Origin of the sequence: Chryseobacterium sp. D764 (assembly GCF_019317325.1) — a bacterium.
Classification (GTDB): domain Bacteria; phylum Bacteroidota; class Bacteroidia; order Flavobacteriales; family Weeksellaceae; genus Chryseobacterium.
In genome coordinates, this window is the sequence record NZ_CP079219.1 from 1,142,083 (window position 1) to 1,164,246 (window position 22,164).

General features: G+C 35.9%; 26 protein-coding genes. 17 read left to right on the forward strand and 9 right to left on the reverse strand.

All coding sequences use genetic code 11. The features are described 5' to 3' along the window. Positions 1-24 precede the first annotated feature (24 nt). From KYG33_RS05110 to KYG33_RS05125, 4 genes are all read left to right on the forward strand, one after another. Positions 25-1,146 carry a carboxylate-amine ligase gene (locus tag KYG33_RS05110; protein ID WP_047385313.1) on the forward strand — a complete coding sequence of 374 codons (1,122 nt, stop codon included), beginning with the start codon at positions 25-27 and terminating at the stop codon, positions 1,144-1,146. Positions 1,147-1,179: 33 nt separating this feature from the next. Next, positions 1,180-2,013 carry a type 1 glutamine amidotransferase gene (locus tag KYG33_RS05115; protein WP_077416886.1) on the forward strand — a complete coding sequence of 278 codons (834 nt, stop codon included), beginning with the start codon at positions 1,180-1,182 and terminating at the stop codon, positions 2,011-2,013. A 192-nt stretch (positions 2,014-2,205) separates the two neighbouring features. Then, positions 2,206-3,384 carry a hypothetical protein gene (locus KYG33_RS05120; protein ID WP_077416884.1) on the forward strand — a complete coding sequence of 393 codons (1,179 nt, stop codon included), beginning with the start codon at positions 2,206-2,208 and terminating at the stop codon, positions 3,382-3,384. Between the two features lie 21 nt (positions 3,385-3,405). Further along, positions 3,406-3,864 (forward strand): hypothetical protein, encoded by a 459-nt coding sequence (locus KYG33_RS05125; RefSeq protein ID WP_219072793.1) that lies wholly within the window; start codon positions 3,406-3,408, stop codon positions 3,862-3,864. A gap of 41 nt (positions 3,865-3,905) precedes the next feature. On the opposite strand, the gene cphA is transcribed toward KYG33_RS05125, so the two are convergent. Further along, on the reverse strand, positions 3,906-6,536 hold the full coding sequence (cphA, locus tag KYG33_RS05130) for a cyanophycin synthetase (RefSeq protein WP_180563878.1): 2,631 nt from the start codon (positions 6,534-6,536) through the stop codon (positions 3,906-3,908). Between the two features lie 199 nt (positions 6,537-6,735). Here cphA and KYG33_RS05135 point away from each other — a divergent pair, with 199 nt between their 5' ends. The 4 genes from KYG33_RS05135 to KYG33_RS05150 all read left to right on the forward strand — a co-directional run bounded on the left by KYG33_RS05135 (position 6,736) and on the right by KYG33_RS05150 (position 9,376). Continuing rightward, positions 6,736-7,626 (forward strand): cyanophycinase, encoded by an 891-nt coding sequence (locus KYG33_RS05135; RefSeq protein ID WP_077416879.1) that lies wholly within the window; start codon positions 6,736-6,738, stop codon positions 7,624-7,626. 39 nt (positions 7,627-7,665) lie between these two features. Then, positions 7,666-8,163 carry a hypothetical protein gene (locus KYG33_RS05140; RefSeq protein WP_219072794.1) on the forward strand — a complete coding sequence of 166 codons (498 nt, stop codon included), beginning with the start codon at positions 7,666-7,668 and terminating at the stop codon, positions 8,161-8,163. A 34-nt stretch (positions 8,164-8,197) separates the two neighbouring features. Then, on the forward strand, positions 8,198-9,040 hold the full coding sequence (locus KYG33_RS05145) for an isoaspartyl peptidase/L-asparaginase (RefSeq protein ID WP_077416875.1): 843 nt from the start codon (positions 8,198-8,200) through the stop codon (positions 9,038-9,040). Between the two features lie 99 nt (positions 9,041-9,139). Then, on the forward strand, positions 9,140-9,376 hold the full coding sequence (locus KYG33_RS05150) for a YtxH domain-containing protein (RefSeq protein ID WP_047385320.1): 237 nt from the start codon (positions 9,140-9,142) through the stop codon (positions 9,374-9,376). Positions 9,377-9,469: 93 nt separating this feature from the next. On the opposite strand, the gene KYG33_RS05155 is transcribed toward KYG33_RS05150, so the two are convergent. From KYG33_RS05155 to KYG33_RS05190, 8 genes are all read right to left on the reverse strand, one after another. Continuing rightward, positions 9,470-10,261 (reverse strand): class I SAM-dependent methyltransferase, encoded by a 792-nt coding sequence (locus KYG33_RS05155; RefSeq protein WP_077416873.1) that lies wholly within the window; start codon positions 10,259-10,261, stop codon positions 9,470-9,472. A 59-nt stretch (positions 10,262-10,320) separates the two neighbouring features. Next, positions 10,321-10,857, reverse strand: a complete 537-nt coding sequence (locus tag KYG33_RS05160) for a PH domain-containing protein (RefSeq protein WP_077416871.1) — start codon at positions 10,855-10,857, stop codon at positions 10,321-10,323. A gap of 65 nt (positions 10,858-10,922) precedes the next feature. Beyond that, complete coding sequence (locus KYG33_RS05165; protein WP_077416869.1) at positions 10,923-11,570, reverse strand: GNAT family N-acetyltransferase; 648 nt, start codon at positions 11,568-11,570, stop codon at positions 10,923-10,925. Between the two features lie 20 nt (positions 11,571-11,590). Then, positions 11,591-12,436: a PH domain-containing protein gene (locus KYG33_RS05170; protein ID WP_219072795.1), complete on the reverse strand. Its 846-nt coding sequence runs from the start codon at positions 12,434-12,436 to the stop codon at positions 11,591-11,593. Between the two features lie 10 nt (positions 12,437-12,446). Next, positions 12,447-13,310, reverse strand: a complete 864-nt coding sequence (locus KYG33_RS05175) for a PH domain-containing protein (protein WP_139348530.1) — start codon at positions 13,308-13,310, stop codon at positions 12,447-12,449. A 222-nt stretch (positions 13,311-13,532) separates the two neighbouring features. Beyond that, positions 13,533-14,885: a histidine--tRNA ligase gene (gene hisS / locus KYG33_RS05180; protein ID WP_077416863.1), complete on the reverse strand. Its 1,353-nt coding sequence runs from the start codon at positions 14,883-14,885 to the stop codon at positions 13,533-13,535. Positions 14,886-15,008: 123 nt separating this feature from the next. Beyond that, a complete protein-coding gene (locus KYG33_RS05185; protein WP_228408807.1) occupies positions 15,009-15,464 on the reverse strand; it encodes an HRDC domain-containing protein in 456 nt (151 codons plus the stop codon). 14 nt (positions 15,465-15,478) lie between these two features. Beyond that, a complete protein-coding gene (locus tag KYG33_RS05190; protein ID WP_077416859.1) occupies positions 15,479-15,811 on the reverse strand; it encodes a single-stranded DNA-binding protein in 333 nt (110 codons plus the stop codon). A gap of 509 nt (positions 15,812-16,320) precedes the next feature. Between KYG33_RS05190 and KYG33_RS05195 the strand changes: the two genes are divergently transcribed. The 9 genes from KYG33_RS05195 to KYG33_RS05235 all read left to right on the forward strand — a co-directional run bounded on the left by KYG33_RS05195 (position 16,321) and on the right by KYG33_RS05235 (position 22,138). Continuing rightward, on the forward strand, positions 16,321-17,226 hold the full coding sequence (locus KYG33_RS05195; protein ID WP_077416857.1) for an arginase family protein: 906 nt from the start codon (positions 16,321-16,323) through the stop codon (positions 17,224-17,226). Next, positions 17,227-17,829: an HPP family protein gene (locus tag KYG33_RS05200; RefSeq protein WP_047385329.1), complete on the forward strand. Its 603-nt coding sequence runs from the start codon at positions 17,227-17,229 to the stop codon at positions 17,827-17,829. Between the two features lie 4 nt (positions 17,830-17,833). After that, positions 17,834-18,178, forward strand: a complete 345-nt coding sequence (locus tag KYG33_RS05205; RefSeq protein WP_047374313.1) for a hypothetical protein — start codon at positions 17,834-17,836, stop codon at positions 18,176-18,178. A 24-nt stretch (positions 18,179-18,202) separates the two neighbouring features. After that, on the forward strand, positions 18,203-19,111 hold the full coding sequence (locus KYG33_RS05210) for a TIGR01777 family oxidoreductase (RefSeq protein WP_180563887.1): 909 nt from the start codon (positions 18,203-18,205) through the stop codon (positions 19,109-19,111). A 4-nt stretch (positions 19,112-19,115) separates the two neighbouring features. Continuing rightward, the gene (locus KYG33_RS05215; RefSeq protein WP_219072796.1) at positions 19,116-19,706 is read left to right on the forward strand and encodes a Crp/Fnr family transcriptional regulator; all 591 of its coding nucleotides are present in this window, start codon (positions 19,116-19,118) and stop codon (positions 19,704-19,706) included. A gap of 52 nt (positions 19,707-19,758) precedes the next feature. Beyond that, a complete protein-coding gene (locus tag KYG33_RS05220; RefSeq protein WP_219072797.1) occupies positions 19,759-20,118 on the forward strand; it encodes a DUF4406 domain-containing protein in 360 nt (119 codons plus the stop codon). After that, positions 20,105-20,686, forward strand: a complete 582-nt coding sequence (nudK, locus tag KYG33_RS05225) for a GDP-mannose pyrophosphatase NudK (RefSeq protein WP_077416849.1) — start codon at positions 20,105-20,107, stop codon at positions 20,684-20,686. The genes KYG33_RS05220 and nudK overlap by 14 nt, the downstream gene beginning before the upstream one ends. A gap of 130 nt (positions 20,687-20,816) precedes the next feature. Then, positions 20,817-21,488, forward strand: coding sequence for a DUF2306 domain-containing protein (locus KYG33_RS05230; RefSeq protein ID WP_180563889.1), 672 nt, complete (start codon positions 20,817-20,819; stop codon positions 21,486-21,488). 269 nt (positions 21,489-21,757) lie between these two features. After that, positions 21,758-22,138, forward strand: coding sequence for a VOC family protein (locus tag KYG33_RS05235; RefSeq protein WP_180563890.1), 381 nt, complete (start codon positions 21,758-21,760; stop codon positions 22,136-22,138). Positions 22,139-22,164: the final 26 nt, after the last annotated feature.

Consider the following 22,164-nt stretch of genomic DNA (forward strand, 5'->3'; position numbering starts at 1 on the left):
AAAGAAATAAAAAACACAAAAAAAATGCATCATCAGTTTACTATTGGAATTGAAGAAGAATATCAGATCATTGATGTAGAAAGCAGAGATCTGGTTTCTCACGTTTCAAAAATCATCGAAGGCGGCAAAGCGGTTTTAAGTGAAAATTTAAAACACGAAATGCACGAATCTATGATTGAAATGGAAACAGGGATCTGCCAGAATATTCAGGAAGCCAGAGCAGAATTGACGAATTTAAGACGTCATCTTATCAACATCGCTCATGAACAGGGGCTGCGCGTTTCCGGAGGAGGTACTCACCCATTCTCTCATTGGTCAGATAACAATATCACACAGGGAGAAAGATACATCAAAATCGTGGACGACATGGGAGATGTAGCCCGTGAAAACCTTATTTTCGGACTGCACGTCCACATTGGAATTCCTAATCGTGAAGAAGGGGTAAGAATTCAGAATGTAATGCGTTACTTTCTTCCTCACGTGTATGCTCTTTCTACCAATTCGCCATTCTGGATTGGAAGATACACCGGATTTAAATCTTACAGACAGGAAATCTTTGTGAAATTCCCGAGAACCGGTATCCCAAGTTATTTTAACTCTCTGGCAGAATTCGACAGTTATGTAGATCTTCTTGTGAAAACAGGAACCATCGACAATGCCAAGAAAATATGGTGGGATTTACGTGTTCATCCGTTCTACCCTACGATTGAATTCAGAATTTGTGATATGCCACTGAGAATTGATGAAACGGTATGTCTTGCTGCCATTATGCAATGCCTTGTTGCTAAAATCTATAAACTTCATCAGCAAAATCTGAGCTTCAGAAGTTATAGAAGACTGCTGTTGAACGAAAATAAATGGCGTGCTTCCAAAAGCGGTATTGAAGCCCATCTGATCGATTTCGGAAAAGAAGAATCTGTTCCTTATCCTCATTTATTGAAAGAACTTTTAGAGTTTATTGATGATGTGGTAGACGATTTGGGATGCCGCCATGAAGTGGAATATGCCTGGAAAATTCTGGAAAACGGAACCGGCGCAGACAGGCAGCTTCAGATCTTTAAGGAAACAGGGGATCTCACGAAAGTTGTTGATTATATGATCTCTGAAACAGAGTATGGCATAACACATGGTGAAACTGCTTCATAATATTTTTGGTAACTTTACAAAAAATATGATGTAATGAAAGATATTCGAATTGCTCTGCTGGACATGAACAACAATCATGTGAATCAAGGTTTTAGAAACATTAAAGAAATTTCTGAAGCATTTCAGCAGAACTCTGAAGAAAATGTTGTCATCAAGACATTTGATGTGAGATTTAAAGATGAAATGCCGGAGATCGGAGATTTTGATATTTTCATTTCTTCAGGCGGTCCTGGAAATCCACATCGTGAAGGTTTTGCCTGGGAAGACAGATTTGCCCATTTTTTAGATTCTGTTTTTGAGCATAATAAATATAGTGAAGATAAAAAATACCTTTTCCTTATCTGCCATTCATTCCAGCTGGCAAGTATTCATTGGAACCTTGGTAATATCTGTAAAAGAAAGTCTTATTCCTTTGGAGTAATGCCTGTTCATAAAACAGATGAAGGCAAAGAAGAGTTTTTATTCAAAAATCTTCAGGATCCTTTTTATGCCGTAGATTCAAGAGCGTACCAGTTTATAGAGCCGGATCATGACCGTTTTGAAGAACTTGGGATGACTATCATGGCGATTGAGAAGTTCCGTCCTCATATCAATCTGGAAAGAGCGGTAATGGCGGTTCGTTTTTCAGAAGAAATATTCGGAACACAGTTTCATCCTGAAGCTAATCCTGAATCTTTGATCGAAAATCTGAAAGATGAAAAAAACAGAGAAGCTATGATCGAAAATTTCGGTATGGAGAAATATCTTGAAACGATCGACAGAATAGACGATGAGGATAAAATCATTCTGACCAGACATCAGATCCTTCCGAGATTCCTTCAGTTTGCAAAAAAAAACATTTTGAAAGAAGCTGGGACTTTGGCTTAAAAGGCAGGAAGATGGAAGAAGGATGCTGGAAGTTATTTTCAGTTAAGACTACTGAAAATGCTTTTATTCATGAACTGATAGTCTAAATATTTTCATAGTTAAGAACTTCCCTCTCCCAGCTTCCAACTCCTTACTATATATAACAATCGGGCAGAAATGTTCGATTTTTTAACATCACAAAAGAAAAAAAATATGATTCCAAAATACAGAAAACAGTACAATAAGGAGTTTTCGGATGAAAAGTACAATCAATTAAAAAATATACTGGCGGAAAAAGGAGGTACAGCACCTACTTTCAGGGTTTCAGAAAGCCCTATTTTTTTGACTAAAGAATTTGAGAGTAAGCTTATTGATGCCAGCGAAAGTATTATCAGCCAGATTAAGGCAATGTCTGCTGAAACACTTCGGAAAGCCGTTCCTGATAACTGCAGAGTTCCCAATGATACGGATCAGCCTCATTTTTTCACGATAGATTTTGGAGTCTGCAAAAGCGAAAACGGAGCGATAGAACCTCAGCTAATAGAACTTCAGGCGTTTCCTTCTTTGTATGCTTTTCAGAAAGTGTATGAAGAAACTTATTGTGAAGTTTACCCTTTTCTTTCGGAAATCAGAAATCCTATGCCTCATGAAACCTTTAAAAACTATTTGAAGGAGCTTATTGTAGGTGAGGAAAATCCTGAAAATGTAATCCTGCTTGAAATCTTCCCTGAAAAACAAAAAACAGCCATTGATTTTGCTTTAACAGAGCAATTATTAGGAATAAAAACAGTGTGTCTGACCAAAGTAAAGAAAGAAGGCAAAAAACTGTATTATGAAAACAATGGAAATCTGGTAGAAATCAAAAGAATTTACAACCGTATTATATTCGACGAGTTGGATAATATTCCGGATCTTAATACAGAATTTGATTTCCGTGAAGAAGTAGATGTTAAATGGATCACTCACCCCAATTGGTTCTTTAAAATTTCAAAATTTCTTTTGCCTTTATTAAAACATCAGTTTGTTCCAAAGAGTTATTTTCTACATGAATTTCCGGAAAATGAAAATCTTGAAGACTTTGTATTGAAGCCTTTATTTTCATTCGCAGGAAGTGGTGTTAATTTAAATCCTACGAAGGAAATTACAGACGCTATTCAGGATAAGGAAAATTATATTTTACAGAGAAAAGTGTATTATGAGCCCATTTTTGAAGATATCAACGGAGAATTTTCAAAAGCAGAGATCCGTTTGTTGTATATTTGGCGGGAAAATGACGAACGCCCTATTTTATTGGAAAATCTTGGGAGAATGACTAAAGCCGCAATGGTAAATGTTGATTTCAATAAAAAGGATGCCATCTGGATCGGAAGTTCGAATGCATTTTTTGGATAAAAAATTTAAAACTAATAATACATGGAAGAAAAGTCGACTGCTTTTGCAGAATTTGACAACAACGGTTTAACACGAAGAAGAAACTTATTACCCGTGTGGATTAAAATTTTCTTATGGATCTTTTTAATCGGAGGCGCAGTATCTGCTATTTTATTGATTGCAGGTTCTCTGCTGACTCATGTTTCCTTATCGATATATGGGATCAATGCTAATCATCCTTATTCAATGACGGGGCTTTTGATCAGCTTTTTGTTTCTGTTCAAAGGTATTGTTGCTTACGGACTTTGGTTTGAACAAAAATGGGCAGTACAGACTGCAATAGTTGATGCAATCATAGGAATTGCCGTTTGTCTCATTATGATGGCAATTATCCCATTTACTGTTCCAACGATCAGCTTTACCCTTAGATTAGAACTCATTCCTTTGTATTTCTATCTGATGAAAATGCAGAACATAAAGAAAACCTGGGAAAGCTTATAAAAACAAACCTCCGATATTTCGGAGGTTTTATTTTTTTAATACTAAATATTCTTATTGTCTTCCAGTAACTCTTTGGCCTGATATTCCTGTACCAGATCAATAGCATTGGAAATAACATCACTTAAAGCTGTGATAAACGTTCCTTCTTCAGCCATTCCCATAGCATGTTTTAATGCTTCGATTTCTTTAGGGATAATCTCATAGCTGACATCTCTGCCTGCAGCATTAATACCATCAATAATCAACCCGTTAATTTCATCTTCCGTTCTTCCTCGAAGATGTTTTTCATTCCGGATGATAATATAATCAAACATTCTTCCCGCAATCTTTCCGCATTCTCTGATATCGTTATCTCTTCTGTCTCCAACACCGGATATAATTCCAATTTTCTTTGTAGACTCTACATTTTTAAGATAATCTTCAATGGCTTCGTATCCTGAAGGATTATGAGCAAAATCGATCAGTACTTTAAAGTTTTTAAATTTAAAGACATTCAATCTTCCCGGCGTAAGCTGAGCACTTGGAATAAAGGTTCTCAAAGAATTAGAGATATCTTCAATTCCAAACCCATAAAGATAACTTGCCAAACTAGCCGCCAATACGTTTTCAATCATAAATCGGGCTTTTCCTTCCATCGTAATCGGGAAATCTTTTGCTTTTCCTATTCTGATCTTCCAGTCTCCTTTTTTAATAGTGACGAATCCTTCTTCATACACGCAGGTGATCTTTCCTTCTTTCGCAAATTTTACAATATGAGGGTTATTTTCATCCATACTGAAGATTGCCACATTAGAATCAAGGTCATTCACGATCTTCATAGAATATATGTTATCGGCATTCAGTACACTCCAGCCACTCTTCTTAACACTGTCCATTACGACACGTTTTACTTTGGTAAGATCTCTTAAGCTGTGAACATCATTCATTCCCAGATGATCTTCCTCAATATTGGTAAGAACCCCGATATCACATTGTGAAAAGCCAAGTCCGGAACGTAAAATTCCTCCTCTGGCAGTTTCCAGTACTGCAAATTCTACGGTTGGGTCTTTCAAGATAAATTCTGCAGAAAGCGGACCTGTTGTATCTCCTTTTGACAACATCGTATTTTGAATGTAAATTCCGTCCGACGTTGTGAATCCTACTCTGTATCCATTGCTTTTTACAATATGTGAAATAAGTCTTGTAGTTGTTGTTTTCCCGTTAGTTCCTGTCACGGCAATAATTGGAATGGTAAAAGGTTTCCCTTGCGGATAAAGCATATCTACCACCGGTGCGGCAACATTTCTTGGCAGTCCTTCACTTGGAGCCAGGTGCATTCTGAACCCAGGAGCTGCATTGACTTCAATAATAGCTCCGCCACTTTCTTTTAAAGGCTGAGTTAAATTCTCCGCCATCACATCAATACCGCATACATCCAATCCGATAATTTTGGAAATTCTTTCCGCCATTGTGATATTTTCCGGATGCACCATATCTGTTACATCAATGGATGTTCCTCCGGTTGAAAGATTCGCCGTTGATTTCAGATAGACCACTTCTCCCCTTTGAGGAATGGTTTCCAGCGTATATTGAAGCTTTTCAAGAAGTTCCAGTGTATCTTTATCTACTTCAATCTCAGTAAGGACATTTTCATGACCATAACCTCTTCTTGGGTCTTTGTTTTCTTTTTCAATAAGCTGCTGAAGATTCAGTTCACCGTCTCCTACAACATGAGCAGGAACTCTTCGTGCTGCCGCCACCATCTTATTATTAATCACCAGTATACGAAAATCGTAACCTGTGATATATTTTTCAACAATTACTTTTCTGGAATATTTTTGGGCATGTTCCAGGCCTATTTTAGCAGATTCCCATTCGTTGACATTAATGGAAGAACCTTTTCCATGATTTCCATCCAAAGGTTTTAAAACAATCGGATAACCAATTTTTCTGATCACAGCATTTAATCCTTCTTCGTCTACAACCAAATCACCAATCGGCACCGGAATAGCAGCATCATGAAGCATTCTTTTGGTTAATTCTTTATTACATGCGATATCAACGGCAATGGAACTTGTTTTTCCTGTAATGGTAGCCTGAAATCTTTGCTGATTCACGCCATAACCTAGCTGTACCAGAGAATTTGTTCCCAATCTGATCCAAGGAATTCTTCTGGAAGCAGCTTCTTCTACAATACTTCCTGTAGAAGGCCCAAGACGGACACGTTCTCGGATTTCTTTTAATTTATGAATACAGGTATTTAAATCATAATTCTTCCCTTCTATCAGGGCTTCTGCAATCTTCATAGCTTCTTCAGCAGCGTAGATTCCCGCATTTTCTTCAATATAATTGAAAACCACATTATACACTCCAGGAGTTTTTGTTTCCCGGGTTCTTCCAAACCCCACATCCATTCCTGCCAGGGTCTGTATTTCCAAAGCGATATGCTCTATAACATGCCCCATCCAGGTTCCTGTTTCCACTCTATGAAAAAAACCACCTTCCACTCCTTCCGAGCATCGATGGGTAATCAATGAGGGTATTAATTTTTCAATCCTTTCCCTGAATCCTTCGATTTTATTGGTAGGATAATTCTCCATTTCTTCTAAGTCTAACCTCATCTGTATCAGCTTCTTTCTTCTGATGCTCCAGATGTTTGGACCGCGTAGTGCCTGAATCTTTTCGATTTTCATAGTCTATTGGCATTTTAACAGTTAACAATAACTCCTTTCATAGCCAAAGATAATGTAAAACCCAAAACAAAACCATAGCAAATTTAAAGATTTGTTAAAAAACAATTAATTTCAATTAACATTCTTAAAACATTAAAAATCAATTAAAGATGGCACGAATTTCGCCAAAGAATGTTAATTATTTTTTAATTTTGTACCCATGACGAAGCCTGTTGGAAAATTAATAGTTATCGGAGGAGCTGTAAACAAAGGAAGTTTTGCAGAAACCGATTATGATCAGAATATCGAAAAGAATCTTAATTTTTTTGAACGTGGGATCTTAAGGAAGATCATCAACGAATCAAAACTCAAGGAAGATTCTGTTATTGAAATTGTAACAACCGCCTCTCAAATACCTCAGATCGTAGGTTCTGAATACAAAAAGGCATTTGAATTTCTGGGTGCTAAAAATGTAAATGTTCTGGATATTCACAACCGTGAAGAAGCCAACTCTGATGCTATGGTAGCAAGAGCCAATGCTGCTGATGTCATGATGTTTACCGGAGGAGATCAGTTGAGACTGACTTCTATTCTTGGAGGAACAAGATTTCATGATACGATTCTATTAAAATATCAGGAACAGGATTTTATTTATTCCGGAACTTCTGCGGGAGCTGCAGCGGCATCCGAGAATATGATCTACCAGGGAAGCAGTTCTGAAGCACTTTTAAAAGGAGAAATCAAAACCACCCAGGGATTAGGTTTGATTGATAATGTTATTATTGATACACACTTTGTACAGCGTGGCAGAATCGGTCGTCTTTTCCAGGCCGTAGTCAACAATCCGAGAACACTGGGAATAGGACTTGGAGAAGATACAGGGCTTTTCATCCATAATGATGTGATGACAGCTGTAGGTTCAGGTCTTGTAATTCTGGTAGACGGAAGATTTATTAAAGATACCAATCTTACGAATATCAATCTTGGTGAGCCTATTTCTATTGATAATTTAACGGTACATGTTATGTCTATGAATGATCACTATGATCTTACCACTAAGAAATTAACTATTGAGAATTCTCAGTTTAATCCGATACCGCAGGATAAATAACTCAAAAGTAATTCTTAATTTAATTGAAAATAAAACTAAATGAGGGAAGAAAAAATTGAACAATTGATTACCCTTCTTCTGAAAGGCTATGATGTGGAAAATAAAGAAGAAATGATTTCAAACTGTTCTTTATGCTATTTAAACCCGGCCCAATATATAAAAGATAATGATGCAGAATGGGTTATTGAAAGCAATGAAGACGGTGCATTTGAATTTTCGGTGACCAATGAACTTTTTGATTTTCTAATCCGGGGTGATAAAATAGATGAAATTCATGAACTTATTGATGAAAGTCTCAATAACCTAATTGGAGATTTCCCCATAGGAATACGATATGCAGGTGATTATTTTAAATGGCTGCAGCCGATTCTTAATCAGGAAGATCCGCCACTGGAAGTTATTGAGCTTGCAGACAGCTATTCTGATGAATTACAACTTATCATTGTAGAAAAACATAATGTAGAAAACATTTCAAAACTTTGTCAAGAATTGAGGGTTCATTTTAAAAGAACTTCAATACCTGCTGATGGTATCTAAAGAAATTAACAATAAAAAAAACTAAACTTTATTTATGAAGCTCATTATCCACGGAGGTTTTTTCTCAGAAAGCGACCAAAGCCATGAAGTAAAAACTGCAAAACAGGATTCTTTAAAAGAGATTGCCCAAAAAGCATTTGATTATCTTAAGACCCATTCGGCTTTTGATACTGCTGCTTATGCTGTATCATTATTGGAAGACGATCCACTGTACAATGCAGGAATCGGTTCTCAGATCCAGAGCGATGGTGTTATCCGTATGAGTGCTGCTATTATGAATGGAGAAACTCAAAAGCTAAGCGGAGTCATCAATATCCAGGATGTGAAGAATCCTGTTTTTGTGGCCAAAGATCTTATTGGAGAAGATGACCGGGTTTTGGGAGGTCACGGTGCGAAAATCTATGCTACGGAACATGGTTTTGAGAATTTTTCTACAGAGATTCCTCAGAGAAGAAGTGAGTATGAAGCCAAATTGGCCAATGGAGGTAAAGGAACGGTAGGCTGTGTAGCGATTGATCAAGACGGAAAGCTGGCTGTTGCTACATCTACAGGCGGAAAAGGTTTTGAGATTCCGGGAAGGATTTCAGATTCTGCCACAGTGGCAGGAAATTATGCCAATGCTTTTTGTGCGGTAAGTTGTACTGGTGTTGGAGAAGATATTGTAAGCAATGCTACTGCCACAAAAATTGTAACAAGGGTTACAGATGGAATGAGTCTTCAGCAGGCATTTATCAAAACATTTGATGAGCTTAAAGCCATTGATGGGTTTGCAGGTGCTATTGCCATTGATAAGGATGGAAATATCTTTCATCAGGATTCCTATCCTACTATGGTTTTCGCCAGTTTTGATGGTGAAAATTTTGAAGTCTTCTCTTAAATTTAACATTTTTTTATAAGTCCGGTTATTTTTTTGGCACGTATTTTACATTATTGATAACAACAAATTTTAATATTAATACATAAAAAAATAGAAATCATGGGAAACAAAGGAAAAGGTTTATTAGCTTTATTAGGTTTAGGTGCATTAGCTTATTGGAAATATAAGAATTCAAGCCCTGAAGATCAACAAGCAGTAAAAGATAAAATCAATACAGCAAAAGATAATCTTAACAAATGGGGAAATGACCTTAAAAACAAAGCCAATGATGTTGCTTCTCAGGTTCAGAATAAAGTGGACGAAGTAAAAACAAAGGCTGAAGATTCTGTAAGCTAAATAAAAGCAGTTTTTTTAACATTCATATATAGGAAAAGTCATCGTAATCAATATTACGATGACTTTTTATTTTGGAAAAATTTCAATTAATATTTATTTTTTCTGGGCTGTTAAAGCAAAGACCAGCGGTATTTTATTTCCAAACTGCGGAATTCTCCATTTTCCTTTTTCAAATTCATCTACATGTCTGAAGCAAGGATATGGCGACCAGTCGAACTCACGGAAAGTATGCAGGTTTAAATCTTTTTTAATCAGATTACCAATAACTTCTGATAATGAGTGATTCCACATTACATATTCCTGTACGATGGGTGCAGACTGATCTGCATAAGTTCCTTCATAAGTTTCTACGATCGGCTTTTCATTAAAATAGTTGTAAGTCACTTTTGTAAAGTCATCATCAAACATCCAGACAACAGGGTGAAATTCTGCCATAATAAACTGTCCACCAGGTTTTAGAAAATGGTTAATAATTCCGGCCCATTTTTCAAGATCAGGAAGCCAGCCTATTGTGCCATAACTTGTATAAACGATATCAAATTTCTGATCCAGAATATTAGGTAGATCGTAAACATCTGAACAGATAAATTCTGTATCCGTTCCGCATTTCTGAGCAAGATCTCTGGCCGTATCAATAGCTTTATCAGAAAGATCAATCCCGGTAACTTTTGCCCCCATTCTTGACAGTGAAATAGAATCCTGTCCGAAATGACATTGCAAATGCAGAATATTTTTTCCTTTTATATCTCTAAGAAGCTCCAATTCTATTGAATTCAAAGAACTTCTTCCATCCAGGAATTCATCTACAAAGTAGAAATCCGACTTCAGATGCGGTTCTACTTTAGCATTCCATGATTTTTTATTTATTTCTAAGTAATTTTCCATTGTTGTTAGTTTAAAATAATGTTAGTTCTGCTTTTCATTAAAGCTTCTCTACATCTTGATTATAGTTTCTCCATCAGTTTTTTCTTTTGTTCAAGAAATTCTTCTTCACTTAAAACTCCGGTTTCTTTTAATCTTCCTAACTGTTCGAGTTGGTCTAGAACACTAGTTTCGGGTGTATTCTGAACAGATACTTCAGGCTGGGACATGAAGTCTCTTACCTTTTCACAAAACAGTTCAGCATGGTACTTTCCTACTCCATCAATCTCTACAACATCATCCGTAACCTGAATATCTATAGAAGCCAGTAAAAATGCTGTTTCATACTGTATTGAGCTTATTTTGCTGTAAGAAAAGTCTTCTACTTTCAACCCGTACATGAATTCTTTATCAACAAAGATCAATCTTCTGTCTGTAGCTACTAAAATGATATGATGATTGTTTATTTTATTTCTGCCTTCAACGAGATAGACAATTTTTTCGTGTGCTGAAAGAATATCCGGCAGCTCATGAATTTCTTTTCTGGCAAATATGGTAGGGCTGATATCCAACCTTTTAAGTTCCTCTCTTATTTCGTCAAGTCTTGATTTTTCACTCATAGTAACAGTTTATGAGCCTAAATTACTATTTCTTGGGAAAAGAATAATTTAATTTGGCTAAAATATTATGTTTCAGATGGAATTACAATAGAACTGTGCAAGCAATACATCTTCCAGCCTAATGTTTCGTACAACAGCTTTCCTTCTTCTGTTGCCACTAAAAGATTATTTGTAAATCCTTTTGATAAAGCGATCTTCTCAAGTTCTTTCAATAAAAAAGAAGCAAGCCCTTTTCTTTGATGATTTTTTTCGGTAATAATCCTGTCATATACAGCCGCACCATTGATAAGAGAGACACGGCCTATAGAAGCCTGTTCCCCATTCTCTGCTACAATCCTGACAACAAAAGTTGTGTTATACTCAGAAAATTCTAAGTAATACCCTTCTGCAAGACTGATTTCCGGGAAATTCATCGGGTGAGAACAGGTCATCATATATCCTTGTGACTGCAGTTTCCATCTTTCAGGAATCTTCCCTATAAATTCTTCAGGAGATGTAGATACTTTGAGATAAATCCAGGGCTCATCAATTGAATCTGCAAGTTGGAAAAAGTCATCATTAAGTTGAGGAAATACAAAACGTTCTTTTTGTGTTTCATCTCCCACCATCACGTGGAATCCGGATTTATACTGAACAGGAAAAGAGACTTCTCTTGATAAACACCATCCTTTAAGCCAATTTTCTACGATTTCTGCCGATACTTTGTTCTTCATAATTCCGTATAAAAGTTTTATTATAATTGCTCCAGCAGCTTCTTTTTTTGCTCTGCAAATTCTGCATCGGTTAAGATTCCGTTTTCTCTCAGTTTTCCTAATTTCTCAAGCTGATTAAAAATTTCTTCTGATGGCTGTGAAACACTTTTGCCCGTGGTATCAATTTGTTTCAGAGGTTGTTCCTTAGGATTATTATACATGGCTTTTATGGTATCATAGAACGTCTCAGCATCTTCTTTATCCATATAGCATTCAAACTCAACTACTCTTTCGTCCAAATGCAGTTTAATTATCGGAGATCTCGGATCTGTTACAAAGCTTACGGACTTTATGGTTTCATTACGGTAATCATTAATCTTTGCTGCACCAAACATTCCTTTTGATACAGAAATCATTCTTTTTGGGGTTGCCACCAATACACCTGCATCCAATGTATTGACAAACTGAGCATCTGTAATGGCGATTATTTGTTCCTCCTCGGAAATCAGATAAGGAAGTTCTTTGATCTCTCCTTTGGTGAACATGGAAAGATTGGCGTTCAGTTTTTCCAGTTCAAATTTTATTTTGCGTTGTCTCCGTTTATAAACTTCTTTTGAAATTTGGCTTGAATCAGGCTCTACCATCACAGGGAGATTTTGAACTACCGCTGCCACTGGCAAAACCGTTTCTTTATTCTCTGTTTTCAACATGTCATTAATATCATCAATACTGAATTTATTAAGATTGTACAGCAATTCTTCATTGATATTGCTCGTTTCATTCAAACATTTATTGCATAAAACGTTGCCATCTGAAAGCTTATTAGCTCCCAAAAGCGTATCCATAGAGGTTAATTCTGTTTTACACAATGCACAATTATTACTCATTTTTTCTTTTTTATAATTTATCAAGTAACTTTTTCTTTTGTTCGGCAAATTCACCCTCTGTCAGCACTCCAATCTCTTTGAGTTTACCCAATTTTTCCAGCTGCTCAAAAATCGCTCCGGAATCTCCTTTATCAGTAGAATAAACATTTTCCTGAACCAGATCCGGAATTGTTTGGGAAAATGCCTGCAGTGGAACTGAATCCCTTCTCAATTCGTTTTCAGAATAGTTCGTACTTCGGTTTTTAACATTGGAAAATGCCCTTCCATCATTTTTATTGTGCAGTTTAAACTGTGCATCACCTCTATAGGTATTGATTTTCAGAATTGAATACAAAAGATTTTCAATATGATCAATGGAAGAAATATCCTGAAGGAGAAATTCATTCTTGACAACTCCACCCAGAAATTTTTTATCAATAAAAGCAACCCTTTTCTGTGTTGAAAATATAATTCCCTCCCTGTTGTTTTGAAGATCAATTCCTTCTGCAATAGCCAGCAATTTTTCATCTCTGTCCAGAATATTTGCCAATTCATTCACTTCTTCATTGGCAAGAACACTCAGTCTTGCATTGAGAGCAACAATCTGATCTTTTATTTCATCCAACCTTGTTGGTGCATCATATTCGTAATGGCTGTTCCCTGTATATTGAGGGTCTCTGGTATTTTGGTTTGCATCAATTTTACTTTTCAGAATCATTCCTGTAATTTCTGCAAAATAAAACTGATCAAGATTATGGATAAGGTCTCTGTTGATAGTAACGGCTTTAGTAAAGCATCCGGCACACAAATAACCACCATCAGCAAGTTTATTTTTACCTACAGACATATCTGTTGCCGTTAGCGGTGTTCCGCACAATGCGCAAATAGTGTTCATCTGGTTTTTATGTTTAAAAGTTTTTAATGAATTCAGAGCATTATTTTCACTCTGTTTATATACATCGATCCAAATTACAAATTCTGAGTCAATTTTAAAGATCAAAAATATTTAAATCTTAATATCAATCAAAAAAAACAGCCACAAAACTTTTTTGTGGCTGTTTTTTCTTTTTATATATCCCAAAGTCAGATGATAATCTATTGGGCAATTTTTGCAATATTATAATCCTAAGAACTCTTCAAGAGAAACGGTTTTCTTTTCACCAGCTTCAAGATCTTTATAAGTAACAGTATTATTTTTAATTTCTTCTTCACCAAGGAAAACCATATTTTTTATCCCTTTCTTTTCTGCGTAAGTAAACTGCTTATTGATTTTTGCATTTTCAGGATATAATTCTGCCGAAATTCCTTTTTCTCTTAGCTGCATAATCAGCTTTAGGGCTTCTATTGTTTCTTCTCCTCCAGAATTAGCAAACAAATATTCGATCTTGGATGATGCTTCTTCAGGGAAAAGGTTCAATTCTTCCATTACCAGATAAATCCTGTCTAATCCGAATGAAATTCCTATCCCCGGAATATTTTTAACTCCAAATACTTCTGTAAGGTTATCATATCTACCTCCACCACCGATGGATCCCATAGCAACCTCATCTGCTTTCACTTCAAAGATAGCACCGGTATAATAATCCAGTCCTCTTGCCAGGGTAATATTGAATACAAGATTTTGCATATCAACACCAAGGCTCAGAGACTGTGTAAGAACATATTCAAGTTCTTCTACTCCTTTCAGACCAATTTCATTTCCTGCAAATTTTTCTTTCAGTTGAAGAAGGTTTTCCAGCGCATCGTCAGACTGGCTGAACAGGAAATCCAGCTTGTCAATAGATTCCTGAGAAATTTCTCTTTCCAGTAATTCTTTTACAACGCCTTCTTTACCAATTTTATCCAGCTTATCTAATGCTACAGTGAATTCAATCAGTTTATCAGTAATTCCCGCATATTCTGCCAATCCGGAAAGGATCTTTCTGTTGTTCATATGAATCGTAACAGGAACTTTCAGGTCTGCAAATGATTTTAAATATAGCTGAACCAGCTCTACTTCCTGCAATAAGCTTTCACTTCCTACCACATCCGCATCACACTGATAAAACTCACGGTATCTTCCTTTCTGAGGCCTGTCAGCTCTCCAAACCGGTTGGATCTGAGAACGTTTGAATGGAAATGTCAGTTTCCCGTGATTCATTGCCACAAATCTTGCAAAAGGTACAGTAAGGTCATAACGAAGAGCTTTTTCTGAAATCTGAGAAATAAGTTTCTGATGGTTTTTATTATCCCAGTCTTCCTGATTCACTTCAGAAGTATAATCTCCTGAATTTAAAATCTTAAAAATCAAACGGTCTCCTTCTTCTCCGTATTTCCCTGTCAAGGTAGAAAGATTTTCAAAACTTGGAGTTTCCAATGGCTGAAACCCGAATAATTCAAAATTATTCTGTAAAATATTGATGATATATTTTCTTCTGGAAACTTCCTGTGCCGTAAAATCTCTCGTCCCTTTTGCTAAACTTGGCTTCATTTTTTGTATGTCATTTTGATAAATGCAAAAGTACGGAATTGCATGGACTTTACACAGCATAAAAAGCTGAAGAAACAATCTTCCCCAGCTTTTTGCTGTTGTATTATCAATTATTCTGAAAAATCAGACGCTTTCAAGAATCTCAAGGATCTCTTCACCATAATTTTCAATTTTATGCTTTCCAAATCCTTTGATCTCCAGCAATTCTTCTTTCCTGGCAGGCTTATACTTGGCTACAGATATCAGCTCTTTATTGCTGGCGATGAAATATGTGGGAAGATTCTGTTCCCGGGCTTTTTCAGACCGCCAAAGCTTCAGTGCATCCAGTATCTTTTCTTCATCTGTATTCAGGAAATCATTCTCTGCAGAATATTTAACTGCTTTTGGTTCTTTAACTGTATTTTTTGTCAGTTTTAAATCTTCAAAATACAATATTACAGACCAATACCGCTCATCACTTACAAAAGCTGTTTCTACTTTCATAATCTCATTGGCTTCCAGGAAATCATCCAGCATTTTCTGATCTATATAGAGAAATTCTTCCGGAAGTCTTATTTTAAAAACTTTTACTTTCATCATTTGTGTTTTTAGAATTATTTTCCTCCTAATAATAGAATCTCGTCTACACGAATTTCTGTAACATAACGCTTCATCCCGTCTTTATCATCATAGGATCTGTAGGTAAGCTTTCCTTCTATGGCAATTTCTTTTCCCTTGGAAACATATTTTTCAAAAATTTCGGCCGTTTTCCCAAAAGCAATAAGATTGTGCCATTGCGTTTCTTCTACTTTTTCTCCTTTCGCATTCGTATAATGATCACTTGTTGCCAAGGATACGCTTGCTTTTATATTTCCGTTGTCGAAGTTTACCATTTCAACTTCTTTTCCTGTGTAACCAATTAATGTTACTTTGTTTCTTAGTGACATAACTTTTAGATTTTAAAGATTAATAATTCAGATAAGAGACGTTCACTGTTTTTCTCAAATCTCTGTTGCAAAGATTGCGATCTTATCAACCCTCAATCGGTTATAAACTATTTAAATCCGTTTGTAGTCGTTTGCAAATGGATAATAAAATAAATAGAATTCTGTAAAAAGCAGTATTTATCATGAGCAAAAGACAGTAAACATTACTTTTAAAGAAAAAATTATATGATAGAAAACTATATCCCAAAATATTTTTCTCTCTTAAAAAAACATTGGAAAATGCATGAGCAACGTTACAAATATCAACAATGAATTAAGCATAGAGATCATTAACAATGCAGGAATATATTGGACTTCTAAAAGAGGAAATCGAAAGACTGAAAAAATAGAAAGCATAAACTAAACATATTGAAGTCAGAATAGAAAAATTCTATTCTGACTTTCTTTTTCTCATTCAAATCCTATCCATTTACAAACGGATATTTCCGTATCTTTGTTAAAATTCATCTATGAAAAGGAATATCAATATTTTTGAGTTTCCTCTCAATTTGGGACTTACAAAAAAGGAACATGAGACAGAACCCGGGGTTCGAAAACTTCCGGACTGGCTCAGGAAATTTGATTTTCATAGCAGAATTGCTCCTCAAAACGTTTTCAGGCTTGATGCTCCGGAATATTCCATGGACTTTGATGAGGAGTCAAATGTCAGAAATGCAGATCCCATTATTGAATATGCCAAAAAACAGTCTGATTATATTCTTAAGAATTACGAAGAGAATACATTCAATATTATCCTGGGCGGTGACTGCAGCATCCTGATTGGAAATGCTGTCGCTTTGAAAAAACTGGGAAACTTCGGGCTCTTTTATCTTGACGGCCATACCGATTTTATCCCTCCTGAACTTTCAGAAACCGGAGGTGCAGCAGGTATGGATCTCGCCATCATTACCGGAACCGGACATGAGAAACTGACCAATATTGATGGTTTAAAACCTTATTTATCTGAGGAAAATATTTTCTGCTGCGGAAATGCAGAAACAGATGATTATGAATATGTTAATCAAATCGTCAATTCCAATATTCATTACTATGATCTTTACCGTCTCAGAGAGAATGGTTTCAGGAAAACTGCTGAAGACTTTCTGAAAATGGTGAATGATAAAGATTTGGATGGCTTTTTCATTCATTTTGATGTGGATATTCTGAAAGATGAAATAATGCCGGCCGTAGACAGCAGAATGGAAGACGGAATTAGCTATGATGATCTCAGAGAAATGCTGAAGCCTTTATTTGAAAGTCCATTGTGTTTTGGGATAGAGATTACTATTTTAGATCCTGATTATGATGAAAACGGAACGTATACCCGCCCATTTGTAGAAAATTTAATTCAAATTATAAAAAATAAAGAAGACTAAATGAAGAAGACTATAAAAAGAACATTCAGAGTTTCCAAGTATGTAATCTATAAAGAAACGCTTGTTGATTACAAAGAACATTTCTGGTCATTTTTGGGTGCATTTTTCGGAATTGGAATCATTGCATTTATCCAGTCTCATTCGTTAACGGAAACTGAGAATATATTCCTGATCGGTTCTTTTGGGGCTTCAAGTGTTCTGATTTATGGAGCCATACAGAGCCCGCTGGCACAACCCAGAAATCTTGTAGGGGGACATGTACTGTCTGCATTGGTAGGGGTTACCGTCTATCAGTTTGTTCCGGATATTATCTGGCTTTCTGCTCCTTTGGCGGTAGCTTTTTCTATAGTATTGATGCAGTACACCAAAACCCTGCATCCGCCAGGTGGTGCTACTGCGCTCATTGCCGTAAGCTCTACCGGTAAAATTCCGGAATTGGGATATTGGTATGTAATTTCCCCTGTTCTTTCGGGATGTATCATTCTGCTGCTTGTAGCTTTGTTTTTTAATAATATTACTCCTAACAGAAGTTATCCTACCCACAGCAGGTTCATGAGACTGTTAAGAAAAAGACATGCACATCCCCACAAAATAAAAAAATAAAAAGATGAATTGTCTGGAATGTGGCGAAAAAATCATCGGAAGGTCTGATAAAAAGTTTTGCAACGACGCCTGCCGAAACGCCTATAACAATAAGCAAAATAAGGATTCTAACAACCTGATGCGGAATGTGAACAACAAACTCCGCAAAAACTACCGAATCCTGATGGAAATTAATACTGATGGTAAAACAAAAGTAGCCAGGTCCAGACTGGATGGCTTAGGTTTTGATTTTGATTATTTCACCAATCTGAAGGTTTATAAAAACGGTTCTGAATACAAGTTTATTTATGATTACGGCTATAAACTTCTGGAAGATGATTTTGTACTGATTGTAAAGAATCAGGCATAACCCACACACCTTAAATAAAATAGTATGAAAGAAGTTGTTCTGATCACCGGAGCCAGTGGTATGATCGCCAAAGAACTGGCCAAAAAGATAGGCAAAGAATATGAAATCAGATTTCTGACCCGAAAAAAAGAACATGATCATGAATATGAATGGGATATCAGAAAAGGAAATATAGATGAGACAGCTTTGGAAAATGTTTCTCACATTATTCATCTTGCTGGTGCCAACATTTCAGAAAAGCGCTGGACACCTGAAAGAAAAAGAGAATTGATCTCGAGCCGTGTTGATTCAGCGGAATTACTTCGAACTGCTTTAAGAAAAAATAAACTCAAGCTTAAGTCTTTTATTTCAGCTTCAGGAATTAATTTTTATGGTACTGAAACTTCGGAAAAGATTTACACTGAAAGTGATCCTCCCGGCAATGATTTTTTAAGTGAAGTTGTGGTTTTATGGGAAAGGGCTGCAGATGATTTCAAAGAACAGGATCTGGCAGAAAGAGTGGTTAAAATACGAACGGCTGTTGTACTTTCCGAAAAAGACGGGGCCTTAAAGAAAATGATACCTCCTATTCAATATTATATAGGATCGCCTTTAGGAAGTGGCCAGCAATATATGCCATGGATTCATGTTGAAGATATTTGTTCTATTTATGAGCTAGCTTTAAAAAGCTCAGCAATGAATGGAGCTTATAATGCTGTTTCTCCCCAACATGCCACTAATAAAGATATTACAAAAAAGATTGCCAAAATACTTAAAAAACCTTTATTCATGCCCAATGTTCCAGGATTTGTATTAAAACTAATCTTCGGAGAACTAGCTACGGCTATACTGGAAGGTTCCAGAGCTTCTTCACAGAAAATCCAGAATGCCGAATTTCATTTTAAGTTTCCGGACCTGAATGAGGCTTTAGAAAATCTATTAAAGAAGCAATAACAGAATGGGGGAAGAAATTTTAATTCTAAAAAACATTTCCAGGCATATTTCGCTCACCAATCAGGAGCAGTCTTATTTTCTGTCTCTGTTAAAAGAAAAAAAGGTAACCAAGAAAGAATTGATTTTGCAACAGCAGCAAGTCTGTAAAGAGATCAATTTTGTTCAGACAGGAATTTTGAGAGCTTTTCATATAGATACTACAGGAAAAGAATCTACAATCATGTTTGCTGTTCCAGACTGGTGGATCACGGATATGTATTGTTTTATCAATAAGAAACCTGCGATGCTGAATATTGAAGCATTAGAAGAAAGCTGTATTTTGCAGCTTCAAAAAGATCATCTGGATGAACTTTATCACCAGATACCGAAATTTGAACGCTTTTTCCGGATCATGATGCAAAACGCCTACATCAGAGAACAGCTCCGGACGATTGAAAATCTTTCTTTACCGGCAGAAGAACGCTATTATAATTTTCTTCAGAAATATCCTGAAGCGGTAAAGCGTATCAAACAAAAGCAAATTGCTTCTTATTTAGGGATCACTCCCGAATTTTTAAGCCTTATAAAATCCAAACAAAAAAACAGTTTCTCTTAAGCTATATTATTTTTTTTATTCTGAAAGTTCTGTTACTTTACCCAAAAAAATTATGTTTATACTTATTGCAGGTCCTTACCGCAGCGGAACGAACGATGATCCGCAGCTTATCCAGCAGAATCTTCACAATCTTGAAGCTGTTGCTCTTCCTATTTTCAGAAAGGGGCACATTCCTATTATCGGAGAATGGGTTGCGCTGCCATTGATCCATCTTGCCGGTTCTACCCAAATAGGTGATGAAGCCTGGCAGGAAATACAGTATCCGGTAGCTCATGCCCTTCTTGAAAAATGTGATGCAGTGCTTCGTATAGAAGGAGCTTCAAAAGGAGCTGATGAGGATGTAAGAATAGCCAAAGAAAGAGGTCTGACCATTTATTATAACATAGAAGATATTCCTTATGCAAAACCCTGATATAACCATCCTTCATACCGAAGTCCTTTCAGACAACTGGTATACTTTAAACAAAGTCACCTATTCTGTTTTAAAAAAGGACAGAACTACAGAAACTCAGAGCAGAGAGGCTTACGACCGTGGAAACGGAGCGGTTATTCTTCTTTACAACAAACTTTCAGACACGGTTATTCTAACCAGACAATTTCGGCTGCCGACTTATATCAATGGCAATGAAACAGGAATGCTTATTGAAGCCTGTGCAGGGCTTTTGGATAATGACAACCCGGAAGATTGTATAAAACGGGAAACAGAAGAAGAAACGGGGTATAAAATTTCCAAAGTTGAAAAGGTATTTGAAGCTTATATGTCTCCCGGATCTGTTACGGAAATCCTTCATTTTTTTATTGCAGAATATTCAAATGAAATGAAAATAACGGACGGTGGCGGACTGGAAGAGGAAGGTGAAAATATAGAGGTTCTGGAATTACCTTTTGAGGAAAGTCTTACTATGATTGATACCGGGGAAGTTAAAGATGCCAAAACGATTATGCTTTTGCAGCACCTACGGATGAAAGGGATCATGTAGAATGAGAACATCATTGATAGTTGATTGATGATAAATGATGAGTAAAATGTATATTTAACAGATCAGAGAAGTTTTGGAAGATTAAATTCCAATCTACGAGATTTTCTACAATAATCCATGAATAATGAAGATGTTGGGAATAAAAATCATTAAAGTAATAGCTGTATTTTCAGTTTTGATCTTCAGTATTCTAATGCTGAAAACGATTTCCCAATATACATCATTTGATAAAAATATCGGATTTCTGGCCTTTAAGCAGCAGGTAGTTGGCAATCCGTACTGGATGACTTTTTTCTACATTCATATTTTTTCTATAACGCTTTGTCTTCTGGCTGGCCTTACGCAATTTTCTAATCGGTTTTTAGCGGAAAACAGAGACCTTCATAAGATCATTGGGAAAATATATATTTACAATATTTTGATCATCAATGTTCCGGCATGCTTTGTACTGGGATTGTTTTCAAATGGAGGTCTTATCGGAATTACAGGATTTCTGATTCAGGATGTTCTTTGGGCCTATTTCACTGTTGCTGCTGTACTTTCTATTAAAAAAGGAAATATTATCAGGCATAGCAATTATATGATGTTAAGCTATGCAGTAACCACAACAGCAATTACTTTCAGAATCATTAAAAATTTTTTGTATAATGAAACCCAGCATGATTACCAGCTTTTTTACGGACTGAATGTATGGGCTGCCCTTTTGATCAACCTTTGTATTGCTTATGTAATGATCAGAAAAAATACAGGATTACCTGGAAAAATCAACGGTAGAAAAAAAAATACAAAGACTGAGAAATGATACCAGAAAAAATGATCCGATAAATATTAATGTATTAAAAATCAATTCATACTTACTATTCTTAGTCCATTTACTGAAAAAACGCATTATCAGATAAGCGATTCCTCCAAAAAGAGCGATAATAAAAAGAAGAAAAAAATAATATATCATGGTTTTGTGTTAATTCATGTAAATCTATTATTTTAAATCTAAAAAAACAATCAATAACGGAAGAACAGACCTATAAATATCTTTATTTTTGATCAGAATTGATGCTTAAAAAATAATTTATGGAAATTAAAAACCTTGACCATCTTGTTTTAACTGTGGCAGACATTGATAAAACGATTGCATTCTATACATATGTCATGGGATTTGAGGCAGTCGTTTTTGGAGAAAACAGAAAGGCACTCATCTTTGGAAATCAAAAGATAAATCTGCATCAGAAAGGACATGAATTTGAACCTAAAGCACAGACTCCAACCTGTGGTTCTGCTGATCTTTGCTTTATTGCACAGACAGATATTCATGGGGTGATGGAAGAACTAAAGCTGAAAAATATAAAAATCATTGAAGGCATTGTAGACAGAACCGGAGCTACTGGTAAAATAAAATCGGTTTATTTCCGTGATCCGGATCAAAATCTTATTGAAGTGAGCAATTATCATTAACAAATGTTCCTCTACATCAGCCTTTT

Bases quoted from the DNA above. Each gene is read 5' to 3' on its own strand.
- KYG33_RS05110 (WP_047385313.1), top strand. From the start codon at position 25: ATGCATCATCAGTTTACTATTGGAATTGAAGAAGAATATCAGATCATT.
- KYG33_RS05115 (WP_077416886.1), top strand. From the start codon at position 1,180: ATGAAAGATATTCGAATTGCTCTGCTGGACATGAACAACAATCATGTG.
- KYG33_RS05120 (WP_077416884.1), top strand. From the start codon at position 2,206: ATGATTCCAAAATACAGAAAACAGTACAATAAGGAGTTTTCGGATGAA.
- KYG33_RS05125 (WP_219072793.1), top strand. From the start codon at position 3,406: ATGGAAGAAAAGTCGACTGCTTTTGCAGAATTTGACAACAACGGTTTA.
- cphA (WP_180563878.1), bottom strand. From the start codon at position 6,536: ATGAAAATCGAAAAGATTCAGGCACTACGCGGTCCAAACATCTGGAGC.
- KYG33_RS05135 (WP_077416879.1), top strand. From the start codon at position 6,736: ATGACGAAGCCTGTTGGAAAATTAATAGTTATCGGAGGAGCTGTAAAC.
- KYG33_RS05140 (WP_219072794.1), top strand. From the start codon at position 7,666: ATGAGGGAAGAAAAAATTGAACAATTGATTACCCTTCTTCTGAAAGGC.
- KYG33_RS05145 (WP_077416875.1), top strand. From the start codon at position 8,198: ATGAAGCTCATTATCCACGGAGGTTTTTTCTCAGAAAGCGACCAAAGC.
- KYG33_RS05150 (WP_047385320.1), top strand. From the start codon at position 9,140: ATGGGAAACAAAGGAAAAGGTTTATTAGCTTTATTAGGTTTAGGTGCA.
- KYG33_RS05155 (WP_077416873.1), bottom strand. From the start codon at position 10,261: ATGGAAAATTACTTAGAAATAAATAAAAAATCATGGAATGCTAAAGTA.
- KYG33_RS05160 (WP_077416871.1), bottom strand. From the start codon at position 10,857: ATGAGTGAAAAATCAAGACTTGACGAAATAAGAGAGGAACTTAAAAGG.
- KYG33_RS05165 (WP_077416869.1), bottom strand. From the start codon at position 11,570: ATGAAGAACAAAGTATCGGCAGAAATCGTAGAAAATTGGCTTAAAGGA.
- KYG33_RS05170 (WP_219072795.1), bottom strand. From the start codon at position 12,436: ATGAGTAATAATTGTGCATTGTGTAAAACAGAATTAACCTCTATGGAT.
- KYG33_RS05175 (WP_139348530.1), bottom strand. From the start codon at position 13,310: ATGAACACTATTTGCGCATTGTGCGGAACACCGCTAACGGCAACAGAT.
- hisS (WP_077416863.1), bottom strand. From the start codon at position 14,885: ATGAAGCCAAGTTTAGCAAAAGGGACGAGAGATTTTACGGCACAGGAA.
- KYG33_RS05185 (WP_228408807.1), bottom strand. From the start codon at position 15,464: ATGATGAAAGTAAAAGTTTTTAAAATAAGACTTCCGGAAGAATTTCTC.
- KYG33_RS05190 (WP_077416859.1), bottom strand. From the start codon at position 15,811: ATGTCACTAAGAAACAAAGTAACATTAATTGGTTACACAGGAAAAGAA.
- KYG33_RS05195 (WP_077416857.1), top strand. From the start codon at position 16,321: ATGAAAAGGAATATCAATATTTTTGAGTTTCCTCTCAATTTGGGACTT.
- KYG33_RS05200 (WP_047385329.1), top strand. From the start codon at position 17,227: ATGAAGAAGACTATAAAAAGAACATTCAGAGTTTCCAAGTATGTAATC.
- KYG33_RS05205 (WP_047374313.1), top strand. From the start codon at position 17,834: ATGAATTGTCTGGAATGTGGCGAAAAAATCATCGGAAGGTCTGATAAA.
- KYG33_RS05210 (WP_180563887.1), top strand. From the start codon at position 18,203: ATGAAAGAAGTTGTTCTGATCACCGGAGCCAGTGGTATGATCGCCAAA.
- KYG33_RS05215 (WP_219072796.1), top strand. From the start codon at position 19,116: ATGGGGGAAGAAATTTTAATTCTAAAAAACATTTCCAGGCATATTTCG.
- KYG33_RS05220 (WP_219072797.1), top strand. From the start codon at position 19,759: ATGTTTATACTTATTGCAGGTCCTTACCGCAGCGGAACGAACGATGAT.
- nudK (WP_077416849.1), top strand. From the start codon at position 20,105: ATGCAAAACCCTGATATAACCATCCTTCATACCGAAGTCCTTTCAGAC.
- KYG33_RS05230 (WP_180563889.1), top strand. From the start codon at position 20,817: ATGTTGGGAATAAAAATCATTAAAGTAATAGCTGTATTTTCAGTTTTG.
- KYG33_RS05235 (WP_180563890.1), top strand. From the start codon at position 21,758: ATGGAAATTAAAAACCTTGACCATCTTGTTTTAACTGTGGCAGACATT.